The sequence below is a fragment of the Promicromonospora sp. NPDC110617 genome (assembly GCF_055598465.1).
The window spans coordinates 848,751-865,723 of the sequence record NZ_JBVKBM010000002.1; the positions used below are offsets into that span (position 1 = coordinate 848,751).

At 65.8% G+C, this 16,973-nt stretch carries 5 protein-coding genes; all 5 read right to left on the reverse strand.

Features of this window, described 5'->3' with window-relative positions; translation table 11 throughout:
* Positions 1-32: 32 nt before the first annotated feature.
* Positions 33-1,847: a DrmB family protein gene (gene drmB, locus ACZ7LE_RS14480; RefSeq protein ID WP_470403952.1), complete on the reverse strand. Its 1,815-nt coding sequence runs from the start codon at positions 1,845-1,847 to the stop codon at positions 33-35.
* Positions 1,828-5,004 (reverse strand): helicase-related protein, encoded by a 3,177-nt coding sequence (locus tag ACZ7LE_RS14485; RefSeq protein WP_470403953.1) that lies wholly within the window; start codon positions 5,002-5,004, stop codon positions 1,828-1,830. Before ACZ7LE_RS14485 ends, drmB begins: the two co-directional genes overlap by 20 nt.
* The gene (locus tag ACZ7LE_RS14490) at positions 5,001-6,518 is read right to left on the reverse strand and encodes an NERD domain-containing protein (protein WP_470403954.1); all 1,518 of its coding nucleotides are present in this window, start codon (positions 6,516-6,518) and stop codon (positions 5,001-5,003) included. Before ACZ7LE_RS14490 ends, ACZ7LE_RS14485 begins: the two co-directional genes overlap by 4 nt.
* On the reverse strand, positions 6,515-11,266 hold the full coding sequence (locus ACZ7LE_RS14495; RefSeq protein WP_470403955.1) for a DEAD/DEAH box helicase: 4,752 nt from the start codon (positions 11,264-11,266) through the stop codon (positions 6,515-6,517). The genes ACZ7LE_RS14490 and ACZ7LE_RS14495 overlap by 4 nt, the downstream gene beginning before the upstream one ends.
* A 422-nt stretch (positions 11,267-11,688) precedes the next feature.
* The gene (gene mobF, locus ACZ7LE_RS14500) at positions 11,689-16,911 is read right to left on the reverse strand and encodes a MobF family relaxase (RefSeq protein ID WP_470403956.1); all 5,223 of its coding nucleotides are present in this window, start codon (positions 16,909-16,911) and stop codon (positions 11,689-11,691) included.
* Positions 16,912-16,973: the final 62 nt, after the last annotated feature.

Genomic DNA, 16,973 nt, shown 5'->3' on the forward strand with positions numbered 1-16,973 from the left:
TTTGACCGCCGCGGTCCCGGTCCTCATTTGCTTCAAGGCGTCCCGGTCCTCATTTGCTTCAGCACGTGGTCGAGGAACCCGGGCACGTTGCCACCACCGAGCACCAGCTGTCGGTCAAGGAGCCTGTTGCCGGTCTCGCAAGACGTTTCGCTGACAAGCGAGCATCCATGACACGCCGAAAGATTCAGGTTCGATGAGCCCTGGCGGTCGCTCTCGATGCAGACGGGATCGTTGGAGCAAACATCTGCGTCGTCGAGCGCGGCGATTAGCAGCGGCATCAGCTTGTCCTGATCGCCGAGCCTGACGAGACCCCCGAGTGTCCCCTGCGCGTCGCCCGCCGCCGTATAGATCAGGATCCCCGCTGTGCGGTCCGGCCGGTCGGAGTGCGCGTAGACACGCTCTTGCAGAGACGCCGAGGAGTACCCACTCGCGTAAGCCAGACGTCGAATGAGAAGGTGCGCGATCGTATGCAGGGCGATATAACGCGGTTCGGGTACGTCGAGCCGCTGTGCGTAGGAGCTCTTCTTCCGACGCTCGACGAGGACTCCTGCGCGAGCGCGGACCTCGGGCTGGTCCTCCCACGCAGCGAGCGCCCCCTCGTCGAACCGTAGAAAGATTCCCTCGCCGAACACCTCGGTCGCCGGGTACACCGGTTTGAGCTTGGAGGTCCCGCTCAGATCTGCAAGTATCAGGTCCGCTTCGGGTGCGTACCGACGGAATCCCTTCAGCGCCCTTACCTCGCGCACACGCCGCACCTGTCCGACTGCAGTGACGACGTCCGTCAGAGCCTTGGGCCAATGCGTATCGTCCTCGACGTGCCACGAGTCAACGACGAAGTTGCCAGGGCTTCTGTCTCTACCCGGCACATCGAGCTTCTGCAGAAATGCAGCCCATTCCCCGTCCTTAAGGTCCAGGAGTAGTTGGGCGTCACCGTCGGGCTGTCCGTCGTTTGCGACCGCCAGCACCTCCTCGAGCGTGACACCGACCTGGGCTGCGATTTGCTCGGCGGCCATCTCCGCCAGAGGCCCCCCGTTGTCCGCAACGATCGTCGCAAAGAAGGCATGCTCCCGAATTTCGTCGGCCTTCGTGACCGACATTGGCACTTCCTCGGGAATGTCCAGTGCCGAGAGCTGCTCAGCCATATAGTTCCCGGTGGCGCCACGCTGGACGGCAACCAGCTTGTGGTCGCATGCCTTGGCAGCCTTCGGATTTTGCCAGGGCTGAACGCCGAAGCAACGCAACCCGTCGCGCTGGAGTGCGTCGGCCGTGACCAGCTCGGACAATGGCCGGGCCCGCTTGCACCCGTTGCAGACGACGCGCAGTGACCCCAGACCTTCGCCGGCATTCGCCGACCGCTCGAACCTGAGTTCTTTGTGAGCATGGCAGTGCCGCACTTCGTCAGTGATTTCGGTGGCGTTGCCCCGGTGTGCCCACATAAACCAAGGGATGTCCTGGATGTGGCTGCCCTTGTCGCAGACGGCGACGTACCGCATCGGCACGAGATGTCCCTTGCAGTCCTTGCAGGTGTTCGACCACTTGCCTTTGTTCGAGCTAGTGAAGCGTGTCAGACGGCTGCATCGCTCACAGAACCGCCACTGAGGAAATCGCCAGTACCGTAACCCCTCGGTCTCCTTCGCGACCCTGCCGGCATGCGTCGGTGCCTGCTGCAGGACACCCGGCCCGAGTCTGGCGAGTAGACGCTCGCAACTGATCACGAGCCAAGGTTTCTTTTCCCACCACGACGTGTCTGGGGCGATGAGCGACTCGCCCCGGACGTCGACGACAGCACCGACTCCGAATGGCGAGACGGTCTCGGACAGACGCAGGTCATGCTTGATCGGATCCATTGGGACCTCCCTCGGACGGTTCACGGATCTCGATGGCGACGTTGGGTTCCACGGATCGCATGGAGTCGCCTACGACCCAACCCTCGCCGGGCTGGTCGAAGCGTTTGAGTAGCGCCGAGTCCTGGACGGTCTTCCGCTCGTAGCGCAGCGGTTCCTTGGCGTCCCGGGCGTCTCGTGCGCGGCGATCCCAGTCGCGGAGGAGGCGGTCGACCTCTTCGCGGGTCTCCTCGACCTCGGTGTGCTCGGACCGCTCCACGAGTGCAAGCAAGCGCTCGGCGAGTATCTCGACCTGCCCAGACATCGCCCCATCGAGATCGAATCGTCCCGCAGCGTCGTTCGCCGCGAGCTCGGGGATCGCGTGGCGTAGTAGCGCCACGAGGGCACCTGCGAGTGACCTTTCGCGCGAGGCGAGAGACCAAGGCGTGACGCTCGTCGGCTCGACGCTTCGGTAGAGCGTCTCGTGGTACGCACGGAACGTCTCGAAGTGGGAGCGATCGCGTGCCCGGTTCGACCGGAACAGCGTCGTCACCACTCCCTTCACGTCACCTCGCCCGACGCGGCTGGTGGCTTGGATGTACTCCGCAGTCGTCTTGGGTTGTCCCACCATCAGCATGAGCGCGAGGCGTGGGACGTCGATGCCCACGGAAAGCATGTTGGATGACAGCACTACATCGACCGCCTCGTCACTGTCATCGACAGATTTCTTGAGGGCCTTGAGATCCTTGGGGAGTTCTTCGGGGCCACGCCGGCTCGTTAGCTCCAGCACCCTGTCGCCACGGACGTTCCGCAATGTCAGTCCGAGCCGTTGGGCCCGCGCGCCCAGGCGAGCATTCACGTCGTCAGAGACAAGCGTGCCGGTCCGGCCAAGTTCACGCAGACTGTTGTGGTACATGACGACCGTCCAGTAGGCATCACGTGGCATCCATGCGTCCCCTGCTGCCCCTACGACCTCCGGGATTTCCAGCAAAGGCGATGCGGCCGCGACGACCGCCGACATCTGTGACAGTGACTGCGGCATGAGCCCGATGTATAGCCGTCCCTCTCCGGACTTGACGGGCCGCGAGAAGAAGGTCTGGTCGTCGTCGAGGCCCGCCGGTGGGTAGAGGGCGACCTGGCGTCCGTAGAGCCCTTGCACCTGCTTCTCCGATGCACGAATCGTCGCCGTCGACGCGATCACCTTTGGTGCGGAGCCGCCCAGCGCAAGGAGCTGCTGGATCACGGCGTCGAACACTGCGACGGTCGTCCCAAGTGGACCGGACAGCAGGTGGAGTTCGTCCTGGATGATCAGCGACGCCTGTCTGAATGCAGTCTGGAGCCCGAGCAGGCGGCCCGCCTCGGGTCGAAACTGGAGCCGCGCGAACTTGTCCACGGTTGCAAGAAGGATCGTGGGCGGATCTGCATAGATTGCCTCATCGACGACAAGCACGGGCAGCTCCTGGTGGAACTCGCACGAAGTGTTCGTGCAGTACACGGCGACTTCGTTGCCGAGCCGTCGCACGCCGTAAGCGGATTCGTCGGAGGACCCCGCCTTTGGCAACAGGCCCGTTCCGCACCACGGGCAACTCTCGACCTGGAACTTGTTTGCTTCTTCCGGACGGGCTGCCTTGTAGAGCCGTTTCAGCGCGTCCCGCGCTTCGGAGTGGGTTCCAGGGGTGGCCTCGTTGCCGATCCAGAGCCCGATGCTGAATGGGGCCAACCCTTGTACTCGTGGATCAGCATGGGAGCCCGGTCGCCGGAGCAGCTCCATGGCACAGATGAGCGTCGCGGCGCGCTGGAACTGTTGGGCAGTCAGGAGCCGCAGTGTGTACCGCGTAATGATGGCAGTACCCCCACCCGCCGTCCCATAGACGAGCCTGCGTCGGAAGATCTCGATCGCTGCGAGGCCGAGGTAAGCCTCAGTCTTCCCACCACCGGTCGGGAACCAGATCAAGTCGACCAACTCACGGTCAGCGTGCCCGTCATCGACGGTAGACGCGACGGACACCAGCAGGAACCCGAGTTGGAACGGGCGCCAGCTCGGCTCCCGCCCAGGTCGGCCCTGAAGCATCTGGAGGCGCATCGCCTTCATCCCGAGGGCAAAGGCGACTCGCAGTGTCGCCGAGTCCTCGTGCCGCAGGAGGTCGACGGCTGCCTGCATTCGTTCTGCTGCGGCGCGTGACCGCTCGACGATCCGCTCGGCGACCTTCTCGTCGTCACCGAAACCGGCGACCTTGGCTTCCTGCTTCTCGACCCACCCGGTGAATGCGACGACGAACGCGTCGAGCGACGCCACGACATGGCCGGTCTCGATGTCGATACGAGAGAGATGCTCCAGGCTCAGGGCGCCTGCCTCCGGACTTCCCTCCTCGAATCCCGTCGTCTCGATCGCTGGTACGACGAACGACGGCGCGGGATCAAGCCAGATGCGAGTGCACCGGTCACCGGTCACTTCCCAGTCGGCTGCCATGCCATGTCCGGCGGCGTAGACGGTTCGGTTGCTGTAGCGCAGGCGGAGTTCCGCGGTCTCGTCGTCGAAGTCGAACTTCCGGCTGGTGTCGTACTCGAGGATCGCTCCCCCGTCGGCTGGCATCACCTCGAGTGCGACCTGGTAGAGCGTGCGCACGACGTCGAGCCGGCCGTCGCCAGTACCCTCCGCGAGGGACCTCACGTAGACCGTGACCAGCCAGTCATCCCCGTACTCGCGCCAGCGGGAGCCGATCTCGCACTCGATCTCACCGACCTGGTACAGCGTCCGCGGAAGCTCGCGTGAGAGCTCCAGCCCATCGACCTCGAATGCCCGTCGGCGCCATCGGGCCGGCCCGTCGTCTTCCAACGCCTCATAGCAAGCGCCAGCGAAACGGACTGTGGTCGACTGGCGGTTGGTGACAAATGAGATCGCCGTGGAGGCGGGACGCCATTCCTCAGCGACGGGCCCAGCGGCACCGTTCTCCTCGACGTCACCGTCTTCGACGTCGGCGAGCATCTCGTCGACGCCGGCTTGCTCCGCTTCCAGCCTCTGCTCGACAGTCCGGTCCGGTGGGTCGGTGGGGTAGAGCATGCCGATGGTGTATTGCCGGTTCGGAGGGTTGGTGACGACCTCGTCGGCACCGCCCTCTGGCCCGATGTATGCGGACCGGAGGTGCGCGAGGACAACCTGTTGCGCTGGGGTCCTGCTCACTGGTCCTCCTTCCCGCGGCGCACTAGATCTTGCAACCGCTTCCGGTCGTCCTTGGAGACGACAACATGCAGCGCCACTCGTGCGCGCGTTACGGCCACGTAAAAGGCAGCGGTCCCGGCGTCGTCGAACTGCTGGGGCAGGTTGCAGACGATGACATGCTCCGCCTCCAAACCCTTCGCGTACCGCGGGCTGGTGACGGTGAACCCACCGTCGGCGTGCGGCGCCTCGATCGAGCGGACGTCAATGATCCAGAGACTGTCCCGATCCGCTCCATTGGTGACCAGTTCCTTTGCGAGGCTCTTCGCCTCGGCCACGGTCGCTGTACCACCCGTCGTACGCCAGGCGACTCCTTCGCCGTGCACTATGCCGGGATCGCCGACGTCAGCGGCGAGGTATTGCTGGACCATTTGGACGATGGCCTTCGTATTACGGACGTTGAGGTCGAGCTCGACCTCAACGGCCTCGTCCTTGATGAGTTCGGCGACGTCTTCGTCGTAGCCGCCGTCGACGTGCGCCTGGTTGTTGGGATCGAGGAACATCCGCCAGCGTCCGCCGGCGCGGCCGCCAGCGATGACGGTGTCGATACGATCCATGGCTTCGGGGTTCATCATGTCCTGGGCTTCGTCGACGAAGACAACGTCATACGGGATGGACTCAGCCAGGTCATCGAACGCAATGACATCGACGTCATGACCATCTAGGTGCGGCGCGAAGAACCGCACAAGTTCCGGAGACCGGAACGTGACCAGAACGGACCGACCGCGGTCGGCCTCCTGCTTGGCTGCCTCGACGAGGACAAGTGACTTGCCTGTGCCAGCACCACCGTAGACGAGCACACGTGGGTTGCGGGCGAGGGCGGCAAGCACCCGAGCCTGACCGGCAGTCGCTCGTGTCTGTTCCTCGATAACTGCCCCGCGTTGGGCGTCGATGACCGGCATCCGGGTGAACTCGCCGAAGAGCCGGGTGCGCAGCTCGTCGAGTCGGGCGACCTTTGTCCGACCTGGCGCCTGGCGCCGCTTGGCGAAGATGGTCTCCAGGGCCTGTTCGATGCCTTGCGCACTCATACTGTCGTTGGCGAGCCAGTGAGTCGACAACCACTCGGGGTCAGCGGGCGGAGACGAGATGTCGGGAGTCATGACGACGGCCTCGCTCGCAAACCAGCCGAGGCCATCCTCGTGGAGGATCTTGCGCAGGGCGTGCATGCCGGACCGCGACTGCTCCATGGGCGACGTTCTCAGGCGATGCCAGTCGTTGCGCCTGTCGACAGACCACCAGACGCCTTCGTGTTTGCGCACTCCGCCGCCCTTGACCTCGACGACAACAACGACCCCGCGCCACAGGATCACGAAGTCCGCCTCGGACTGTTGCTTGTACTCGTGCGAACGCAACGCCCGGGACCAGAACGCGACTGCTTCCGGGTCACCGTCGATGTCGCGAAGCAGGCGGGCAACCTTTCTCTCCGCGCCGCTCTTCGAAGTCCGTTCGATGTCTTCCAGGGAGGGAGCAAGGATCATCCGCGCTGCTCCTTCCAGAGTTCTTCGTACTCGTGGTAGCCGAGCATGATGTCGTTACTGGCGCCCCAGTTGTCCTCAACATCGACGATGAGGCACTCCTCCTTGCCACCGTTCTTCGGCCCACGCAGGCCACGGCCTGCCATCTGTATGTAGGCGCTCGGGCTGAAGGTAGGGCGAGCGATGTAGAGGGCCCGAACCCCTGGGGCGTCGAAGCCCTGGACAAGGAGGTCGCAGTTGGCAAGTACTTTGATCTCGCCGGACTTGAACTTCCGGATTACGTCACGACGCTGCTGCCGCCCGGTCGTGCCGCTGATGGATGCCGCGTCAACATCCCGGTAGCGCAAGGAGGCCGCGAGCACCTGGGCCGACAGGACGCTGGGCGTGAAAACGAGGATCGGCCACTCTGGGTTATCGCCGTGGACGCCCATGATGTGGTCGACAAGCACCTTCATGCGAGCCCCACTGCCACCGATGCGCTCGTAGACCCGGGGGTCGATGAAACCGTTCGAATTGAGCGCTTCTCTCTCGTCCCGATCGAGTGATACGTCGATACCGGGCAGCACCTCGTGCTTCACACTCGCCAGGACACCTCGCCCCACAAGTTGTCGGTACGCGTCCGTCTCGAAGGCCGCCAGCCGCTTCGTACCAAACCTTGCCGCGAGTTCCTTCGTCTGCTCGTTGTTGGCCTCGACTCGACCCTTGAAGGGTGTCGCCGAGAGCCCGACAAGCGGACGTTCCCAGTTGTAACCGTCGATTCCCAAAGAGCGAAGCAGACGCTTGTACCGCTTCGACCCCCCGGCTCGATGGGCCTCATCGATGAAGACGGCCGTCGCCTTCCGCAGCCAGTCGTACTCCGGCTGGTCGAGGACTTCCTCAAGTTTGGCGTCCGTCGCAACGACGACTGCATGCTCGGTTTCAGGCTCGTTGACACGGTTGCCCTGCCAGAGCCGACCGATTGTCAATGGCCGTACATCGCCGAGGTAGCGCCATATTTCCTGGAATGTCTGTACGGCCTGTTCGCAGAGCTCGCTCGACTGGGCGATCCAAAGAATCGTGCCCGATAGCTCATCATCGACGAACAGGCGCAGACTAGTCTGGGCCGCGACGCGCGTCTTGCCCGCCCCCGTCGGAAGCTCGACCATCGCCTTTTGCGCATGGCCGTTCGGCATCGGCCGAGTTAGGACGTCACGCAGCTCGGCACTGATCTTCTTCTGGTAGTCGTGCAGGTCCGGGAGCCGCACTGCACCCGGAACAACGAATTCGTCGGGACGCGACTGGATCCGCTGACCTGCGAATTCCTGGCCGAATCCCATCTTACGAACCCAAGAAACCGCCGCGGGGAGGCCCGCCCATTTGTCCGGCACGTCGGAGAATCCTTCGCTCCGGAACCGTTGCCGCAGGCTCTGCACAGCGTCGGCGCCGTAGACGGTGAGGAACAGCTCCGCCACGGACGTCTTCTTGCTGACCAACCCCTGCACCTCCAGTGCGGACCACAGTCCCGGTGGGAGAGCTTCCTTGAGGTCGTGGTCGCCGAAGTAGACCGCGAGGCGGTCCGCGTCCGTCGTAGCCGCGCGTGCTTCGAGACGTTGCTGCTCACGCTGAAGATCGAGGCCCGCCTTGAGAATCTTGTCGATTTGCGCATTGTCGAACCCCAGGCTGAATGCCTCTCCGACGAGCCGGAGCATCATATGGTCATCGGCGTCACCACGGACGACCAGATCGCTTCCCTCTAGGTGGAAATCGAGGGGCTGGTCCTCGTTGCCCTCCGGTGTCGTTACACGCTTTTGGAGCACCAGGGCACGGGTGACCGTGCTTCCGCCGACCCTTCCAGCGGCCACCGTATTGTGCAGGCCAGGAAAGACATCCAAAATTGGCTGCCGATCCCGCAGGCCGTCAATCGTCATCGTGAAGTCGAAGCTGTCCGCAAAGCTGCGGCACCCCACGATATCTAGCAGCTCCTTGGCTCCCGCTTCCGTTGTCCGGAGATATGGACGCCGCCGGGTCGAGAGATAGTTTTCCTCCTCATCGTCGACGGCGACGAAAACATCACGCGGGGCACGCGGCTCGATCGCTTTCCCAACCTTCGCGGGGATGGTCATCGCCGGGCTGCCGCCACAGCCCAACCGAGTCGCTGCGACCACGAACTCGACCAGAGCGTCGTCCTTGATCGCCGGAAGGAACAACGGGGCCTCGAGTGCCGTCCGGAGCACCCGCGGCGGAATGGCAGCCAGGTCATCGGGCAAGCCAAGCGCCTCGGCGACCTCACGAGGCCCCCTGAACAGTGGCAGGAGTGATTCGAACCGCAACAGCGACGGCGCGACCGTCTCCGCTGGCTCTCGAAAGCCACGGTTGGTCTGGACGATCCCGGATTGCGCGACAGCCCATCGAGCTGGAGAGACGATCGGGTACGTGCGGCCCGTGTCGGTGTCCTCGCAGATCCACTGTTGGTCACCGGCCGCCAGAAGCGCGATCGTCCATGCTGCACGGCTCTTCTCCGGCGCATCCGCGTCACGAAGCATGAAGAGGACCGAGAACGGGCCGGGACCCTCGCCGGGTGTCAGATCGATGTGCTCAATTAAACGATCGCCCGGGCCGCGGGCCGCGTTGACCGTGGAAAGGACCCAGTCACGGTAGTCCTCGAGCAAGGGCTCGTCCTCCACCGCGAACTTCTTCACTGGGCTCCGGACGACCCCGAGTTGATGCGCCACGTCCGGGACACACCGTCGCCGGTCCAGTCTCCGCGACCCGAAGTCGTCGCCGAACGCCAGCTCGATGTCCAGAACCTGCCGCGGCCAAGCCCAGCCGCCGTCGACGGTTGGGACTCTGATACCGACCGCATGGTCCCGCATGGCCTTGACCGCCACCGGAACGGCCACGTTGAGAGCGGCGTCCCAGACATTGGTGAGGTCATCGTCCGACGCAGTAACCGACAGACCAGCGAGCCTAGCGTTCAAGATCGCCTCAGGATCGAGGTCGCGAAACCCGAGTTCGCGGAGCTGCTTCTCAATCCCAGGCTCCGTAAGGAACATGGGATCCACGAACACGGCTCTGTCGATTTCCACGCCCTCCTCCTGGTGAAGGAACACGACATGACGATCGGCGGGAGAGCGCATGCCGTCGGTCGTCGGGATGACCTTCGCGTGCTCGATCCCAGACACGCCCCGGTTGCCAAGTACCGCCCGGAAGGCATTAGCAGCCGATTGCGGGTCGTCGCCCTCGGCCCACTCGCGCAACCACGAGAGCAGGCCACGTTTCGGCATGTGCCGCAGTGCTGCGTCCTCCTCGGAACGGGAAATATCCAGTTTGCCAGTGTGTGCGCTTGCTGCGTAGAGCGTGCGTAAGCGTGTGATCCGCGTCGAGGTCGTGTAGCAGGACCAGTGGGGTGCGTCACTTCCCGTGTTGGGCGAAAGCGCCCACCCCTGCTGCATCTCAGCCGCGCGCTTCAGATCGCTGACCACCTCGAAGTCAAGAGGCAAAACTTCCGAAGCGTGGCGGAGGGTGCCGTCCACGTCGGGAATCACGCCGCGGTCACTGGCGATCCGGCGCACGTGGGTGATGACCTGTTCGTCGCCAAAACCTTGAACCTCGCTCGCTCGACCGCGCGCGGGCATGTGGTCGAGGTGCTCCGCCGGGTCATCGTCGGTACTCAGTCGCGGCAAAATGTCCACGAACGCCTCTGAGAGGGTTCGGAGGATTTCCTGGTTGTAGGTGTTGGGGAGGAGCGTCGTGCGGTCGTCGTTGACGCTCCAGGGAGCGTTGAAGAGCGCCGACGCCGAAGTCGTGTCCTGCAAGGGGAAATACGACCAGAAACGTCCGGTCCGCATGTCGGCATACCGGCGTGGCACTGCAACGGTCACCTTGACCTCGGAGCGGGAGACCGCCTCACCGACCTCACGACGAGCCTCATTCGAAGGGCGATGCATACGATCCGCGACCAACCACTCGGCACCTGCCCCTCCCGGCGCCTCGATCTTGAAAACACCATTGCCGAGGCTTCGCGACACGTGGCTGATATGGAACGGATCCGCGCCAAGCACCGCCAGCCGGACCTCGCGCACCGCGGTTACGAAGAGCAGAAACTCGGAGTCGAAGTTCTCGATGTCCTGCTTGATTTGCTGAAAGTCCTTGATCCCGGGCAGACGGACGATCGTCGTCGCCCAGCTCGCGAGGTCCGCTAAGACGGGGTCCTCCGCAAACGCCGCTGGAGCGTTCACAACGGTCGCTGTCCGTAGGATCGGGTATCGCTTCGCCGCGGGGTTCACCTCGGCGAGATCATCCCGGGCAGCCCTCGTGCCAAACTCGAAGGAGATCGATCTGCTGAACACTTGTGGCGAGTCGGAGACCGCGAGAACCGACTTGAAGCCGAGGCCAAAACGTCCAATCTCGTCGCCGCGCTTACCACTCAGGTGCGCCATCGTGATGGATTCGATGCCCTTGGCCGAAAACGGAAGGCCGCTGTTGGCGCAGTACAGCGTGCCCGTCGTCTCGTCCAGAACGATTTCCACGTGGCCGTTAACCGCATTCAGGGAATCCGACCCCGCGCCAGCGAGCGCGTCCGCGGCGTTCTGAGTCAGTTCCGGCAGCGTGCGCTTCGCATAGCCGCCCGTCCGGATCGACTCCTCATGATTGGCATGCTCGATGACAAGGGCAGGATGTGCCCGGTACGAGGCAAGCGTCTTGGCGAACTGAGCCTCGACCTCTCGCACCAGGCTCGCATCCGGCGTCCAAGCCGCGTCGTTGAAAGTCACTGCTTTGCCCCCCACCAGGTTCCACTCCCGCATTCGGTCTGCTGGTGCCCGTCCCCTTCGACCGTCGTCGCAGATCTCGTCATCGTGTCGTGCCTCCGCTGTCGTCGGGGTGTCTGCACGTCGTCGCCGGTCACCGTCCGCCAGCACCCGGTGGATGCAACGTGACGCAAGTCACTGATCGTAGGATCCCCCAGATGGTCATGTGCGACATTTGTGCATCTGAGGCCAGGTTTCACCCTGTATCTCACCCATGCGCCGAGCCCACCTGGAGGTAGTACCTCGTCACCGGCTCTGATACCGACCGCTCCGCATCCTCATGAACGGTGGCTGTCGGGAGCTACCCGACGATCCGGGGCTGCGGTGCTCGTCCGCGATCCACAGTGACGACGCCGGTTCGGGCCGCCCGTCACCGTTGAGCAGGGCTACCAGCCGCGACTGGTCTCGTGGTCGCGTTGTCGGTCTGCTTGGTCTTGCCGGGCGCGTTCCTCGGCCTGGCGGCGCAGGTATTCACTTCGGCTCCTTGCCTGGGCCAGAACGGCTGGCACACGTTCCATGCGCCGCAGACCACGCGAGGGTGCCTGAGTCATTCGTCCAAACTCGGCCGGGGTGATGGCCTGCAATGCTCGAGCGGCCACCAAGTACGCCTCCCCACGTTCGCCCTGAACTTGGGGCCCGAGCGGGTCGGTGGGGTCGGTGATCTGGTAGCGGTCGCGGTAGGCCAGCACCTGCCGCAGAGCCACCGCCCATTCGTACCGTGCAGCGCCGGGTAGCGGAGGGGGCGTGATGTTTTCCATCCACAGCTCTCGTTCGAGGAGCGCCTGCTCGACCAATCGGTCCAGGCGGGTGGAGATGAGGTCGGCCTGCCGGGCGAGCCAAGCCTGAACGAGCGGATCGCTCTGCGGCTGCTCCTCGCTGGCTTCGCTCGCCTCAGGCGCAGGGTCGGCCGACCGCTGACGCTGAGTGTATGTCTGGTTCAGGAGGCGGTCCGCGTAGTGCTCGACCATGACCCGGCGCACGTCACCGGTGGACAGCTGCTCCCGAGAAGTCGTGTCGGTCACGCCCACGACCTGGGCGACGTGCTCGACCAGGGCAGGCCACTGTCCGGGCTCGATACGGCCGTGGAGGTGGTCGACGAGGGCGCGCAGGAGTGGGATCTGCCGGTCGAAGTGATCCAGGTTCCGGAGCTGGTGCAGGTTGGGTTCCATCGCGAACCAGGACAGCGGGATGGTCTCGGCGAGTGCCGTTGCCAGAGCGTCAGGGGCGTCGATGGTGGCCTGGGCGGGGTCGGTCCCGGCCGGCAGGTCCAGTGCCCGGGCTTGGGTGGCTTCGTCGCGGGTGAGCATGTCCCACACGCGCGCGGCGGCGGTGCGGCCGGCGGTGTCTGGGTCAAGTGCGACGATCAGATCCGTCAGGCCGCGACCGGACGCGTCACGCAGCGCCTGGAGGTGCTGCCTGGTGATGCCGGTTCCGCACGCGGCCACGGGCACGATCTCGAGACCCGTCCGCTCAGCCAAGTCAGCAGCGGCAAGCTGGAGGGCCGCATGGTCGGTGGGGCCCTCGACCAGGACTGGGCGCGCCCCGGCGGCAAGGCGTCCGATGGTGGCAGGGTCGAGGCCGAGCAGCAGCTCGCTCTTGCGGTACGCGGCCGTCTCCGGCGTGTTCAGATACTTCGGGGCACGTTCGTCTGTCTCGGCGGGGTTGATGCGCGCGGTGACACCGACGACCTGCCCGGCCTGGTCACGAACGGGGAAGATGATCCGGTTCCGGAACCGGTCGATCAGCCGCCCGTTCCTGGTCCGGGTCGCCACCCCTGCGTCGATGAGCTGGTCGGCGGTATAGCCGAGCGCCTGCAGGTATTCGCTGAGCCCGGTCCAGGACGCGGGAGCAACGCCCCACTCGGCATCGGCCAGACCGCGCCCGGCCATGTACCGGGCGGCCCACGACTGAGCGGTGGGTTGCCCGCTCCACCACGCCCACGCGTGCCCCGTGATCTCGACAACCAGTGACCGAACGGCCGGGTCGACGGCCGCAGTCGGTTCGGCAGGGCGCGTGAAAGCGGGTTCCCCGACCTCGGGCGGGGGGATTCTCAGTGGCTGCGTGTCGGACCAAGCCATGTTGTCGGAGGTGTCGGGCGACGTGGTGATCCAGACCGGCAAACCCCGCCCATCGTCACGGGGTCGGGATAGGCCGATGCGGTGGTGCAGGACCTTCGCGACGGACCGGGCACCCTGGAAGCCGCCCTCGACCGCTCGTCGCACCACGATCGCGGCATCGCTGCCCGCGGCTTCGTGTTGCGACAGTCGCTTGGCCACCGCAGGCCACGCCTCGTCCGCGAGGACCAGGTCTGCCATCCGCTCAGGCAGGGCCGACCGCACGGCCTGGCCCAGGCGCCCGGCGCGGTCGGGTTCGAGGAACGCGAGGTAAGCGTCCTCGTACTCCGGGACCAGCCGGGCCAGGGAGTGCGCGTAGTCCCATTCCTCCTCGATGACCTTCGAGGCGGACTTCTCTTCACCGTCGCGGTCCAGGACGCTCTTGAGCGCGTTCAGGACGGCGCGCTCCAGGTCCGGCTGGCGGTGTGGGTCGAGGTCGAGGACGTCGTCGGTCTCCACGTACACCCGGTTCGAGGCCCTACCGCGGGTGATGGCGGTGTAGAACTCGTTGCGGGTCATGCCGACCCCGACAACCGCGTGGGAGGTGTCGACGGTCATGCCCTGCACCCGGTGAATAGTCGCCGCGTACCCGAGCTCGACATGCGCGGCGACGTAGTCCGCCGGGAGCACCACGCTCGCCCCGGTGTCCAGGTGCCGGGCCTGCACGGTACCGTCACCACTACGGGCAGTAACGCGCCAGAGGTCGCCGTTCTTGACCCATTCCCGGCCCCTGTCGATGTTCCCGTTGTCGTGCTGGGCGCGTAGGTGGCGGTTGTTCAGCCGGGTCACGATGACGTCCCCGATCCCGGCACGGGTCTCGTCGTGCAGCGTGATGCCGTCTTCCTCGACGTCGCCACGAGCTACCCGGTGCAGCCGGGCGCGGGCAGAGAGTTCGGTGACCAGAGTGTTGGTCGCCGCGATCATGATCGTCTTGCAACCTGCGTCGGAGTCGGTCTGCCAGTTCGCGAACATCTCCTCCGCCATCGCCGCCGCGCTGCCACCTTGGGTGCGGTGCCGGGTGATGTAGAAGTCCAGGCCTTGGTGGTCCCCCACTCGGATCTGGAGGGAGGCGTCGGCCTCACCGTAGGTGTGGAACCGGTGGATCTGCGTCAGCTCGACCGCGCCCGCCTGCTCCGCGATCAGGCGGAGCGCGCCACCAGCGGCGACGGCGCCGAGCTGAGCGGAGTCACCGAGCAGCCGGACACTGCCCCCGGCTTGTCGGGTGATGTCCAGTACCTGGGCGAGGGCGAGGGTGCCGGCCAGACTGGCCTCGTCCACCAGCACCACCGTCCCCGGCTCCACCGTGAGGCGCTCCCGCAGGCGTTCCCCACCGGCGCCCTGGTTGGCCAGGAGGAACATGTCCACGGTCTCCGCGGTGATCCCCTCGCCCAGGTCCGCACCAAGTACCTCCGCGGCCGCAGCCGAGGGGGCGAGGGCGATGAGCTTGCCACCCGACTCCTGGACCGCGTGCGCGAAGGCGCGCATGGCCGTGGTCTTCCCGGTCCCGGCCGGGCCGATCCCTGCTGCGAGCACCGTGCTGGCCGCGAAGTGGGTTACCAGGTCCCGCTGCCCTGGGTTCAGGACGTGTCCCTTGTCCAGTCGGACCTGCTCGATCGAGCGCTCCACCACGCCCGCGTCGATCGCGAGGCCACCTGACATACGGGTGCCGGTCAGTAGCTGGTCTTCGGCTTCCAGGACCGCCAGGGAGGTGTACCGGGTGGAGCCGTGCACGAAGTAGACGCTTTCGCCGTCCCTGCGGCGCATCACGTCCGGGGGTTCGTTCAGGTCCGGGGGCGTGATCACGAGGCTGGCCGCGACCGCGTGCCCGTCGATCGTCGCGGCCAACACGAGCAGGTCGGTACCGGTAGGGGCGTGCTCCCGGGCGAGGCGAGTGGCCTCGGCCTGCAGGTGGTAGGTCGTCCACGTCGCCCGCTTACCCGCCACATTCGTCAGGCAGGCGTCCACCAGGTCGCCCTGGGCCAGCACCTGTGCTGCCAGGTCTGCGAGCTGGGTCTGGCGGTCGGTGGTCGTCCTCCGCCGCAGCGGCCGGAAGAGTTGCGCGCGCGGTTGCCCGGCGGCGAGACGCTCGACCGCGTCCCTGACGTCCTGGACCGCCCACCGGGCGATCCCACGCCCGGCGAGATCCTGAGCGACAGCGGGCCACAGGTCCTTGAGCTGGTCGACCACGACCTGCCCCGTGTCCGGGCGGGGGTGGAGAGCGCGCGCGAGCATCCGCGCCACCGCCTCCGGACCGCCCAAGACCACCGCCGCCATCTCGGCCCACTGCGGGAGCCGATGACGTAGCCCGATGGGAGCACCCTTGCCTTGCCGGGTGTCCAGGTTGGCCTGCTGGCCCAAGCTGTAGGCCGCCTTCGTGCCAGGCTCGTGCCCGTACTTGGCGCGGTAGGCGGCGCGGAGGGTCTCGTAGGACTCCTGGATCACAGCACGCCGCCGAGAGAACGCATCCCGGAGCGCCTTCGGGATGCCGACGATCTCGCGTACGCCTTGCTTCCCTCGACCGCGGGACTCGGTGTGGAACGCGACGCCCAGTACTTCGACGAGGAGTTGCTCGATGCGGGTGTTGTACCGCTCCGACGCCGCCACCTTCAGACTCAGCAGGACCCGACCGTCCAGCGCACGCCAGATCCCGTCCACACCGAGAACCTTCGTGGAGACCGCCACGTGCGTATGCAGGTTCGGGTCCCCGGCCCGGGAGTCCAGGTGATCGAACGCCACGGCAGTCAGACCGTGGGTGTCGATCTGCCGCACCCCACCCGCACCCCCGCGGGTGAGCGCGGCCTCGGACTCGATCCACGCCAGCGTGTCCCGCCACGCCTGGGTGTGCGCCTTCGTGATCGCCTCGCGTGTCGCCGCATCGCCCAGACCCCACAACACACTGATCGACTTCGACGGCGTGAACACCAGGTCATACCCCGCGACCGCTTTGCGGGGCTGCTGCCCACGCTTGGCCAACCACGTAGCGACGTCCTGGTCCGAGAGCTCGCCCGAGGCGCCCTTGTCCGTGTGCTCCTGCTGCGCGAGAGCGCGAGCGACGTTCCAGCGGATCAGGTCCCGCTCGATCCCCGCCTCCGGCGGACGATCGTTCTCGGCAGCGAACACGGCGAACGCGGCTTCCAACGCCTGCCTGTACCCGTCGTCGGCCCGCGCCTTGAACTCCGGAAATGCTCGACCCAGCCGGCCGGCGCGCGCCGCATCCTGCTTCGACAGTCCGCGGGCCAGGGCCTCGGCCTCAAGCCGGTCCGCGTCCGGGTGCCGACCCTGCCCGAACAACGACTTCATCTGCTTCTCGAGCACCTGCCCGGACACCCCGAGCTGGTCCAGCCCCGACCCGACCCACTGCCCGGGCGGGTTGCCGTGCTGCATGTAGTAGTCCGTCAGCGACGCGCCCCGGCCGCGGGGCACGTCGCCCGAGGCGACCTGCTGAGTCAGGTACGTGTACCCGCTTCCCGCGCTGAGCACATGGGCCGTCATCATGTCCCTCACCCCCTCCGCAGCAGGGCTGGAGCGGGTCAACTCGGTGTTGGCTCAGGACCGCT

What these genes read in the sequence shown, in the direction of transcription:
- mobF (WP_470403956.1), bottom strand. Translation starts at nt 16,911, where the DNA reads ATGATGACGGCCCATGTGCTCAGCGCGGGAAGCGGGTACACGTACCTG.
- drmB (WP_470403952.1), bottom strand. Translation starts at nt 1,847, where the DNA reads ATGGATCCGATCAAGCATGACCTGCGTCTGTCCGAGACCGTCTCGCCA.
- ACZ7LE_RS14490 (WP_470403954.1), bottom strand. Translation starts at nt 6,518, where the DNA reads ATGATCCTTGCTCCCTCCCTGGAAGACATCGAACGGACTTCGAAGAGC.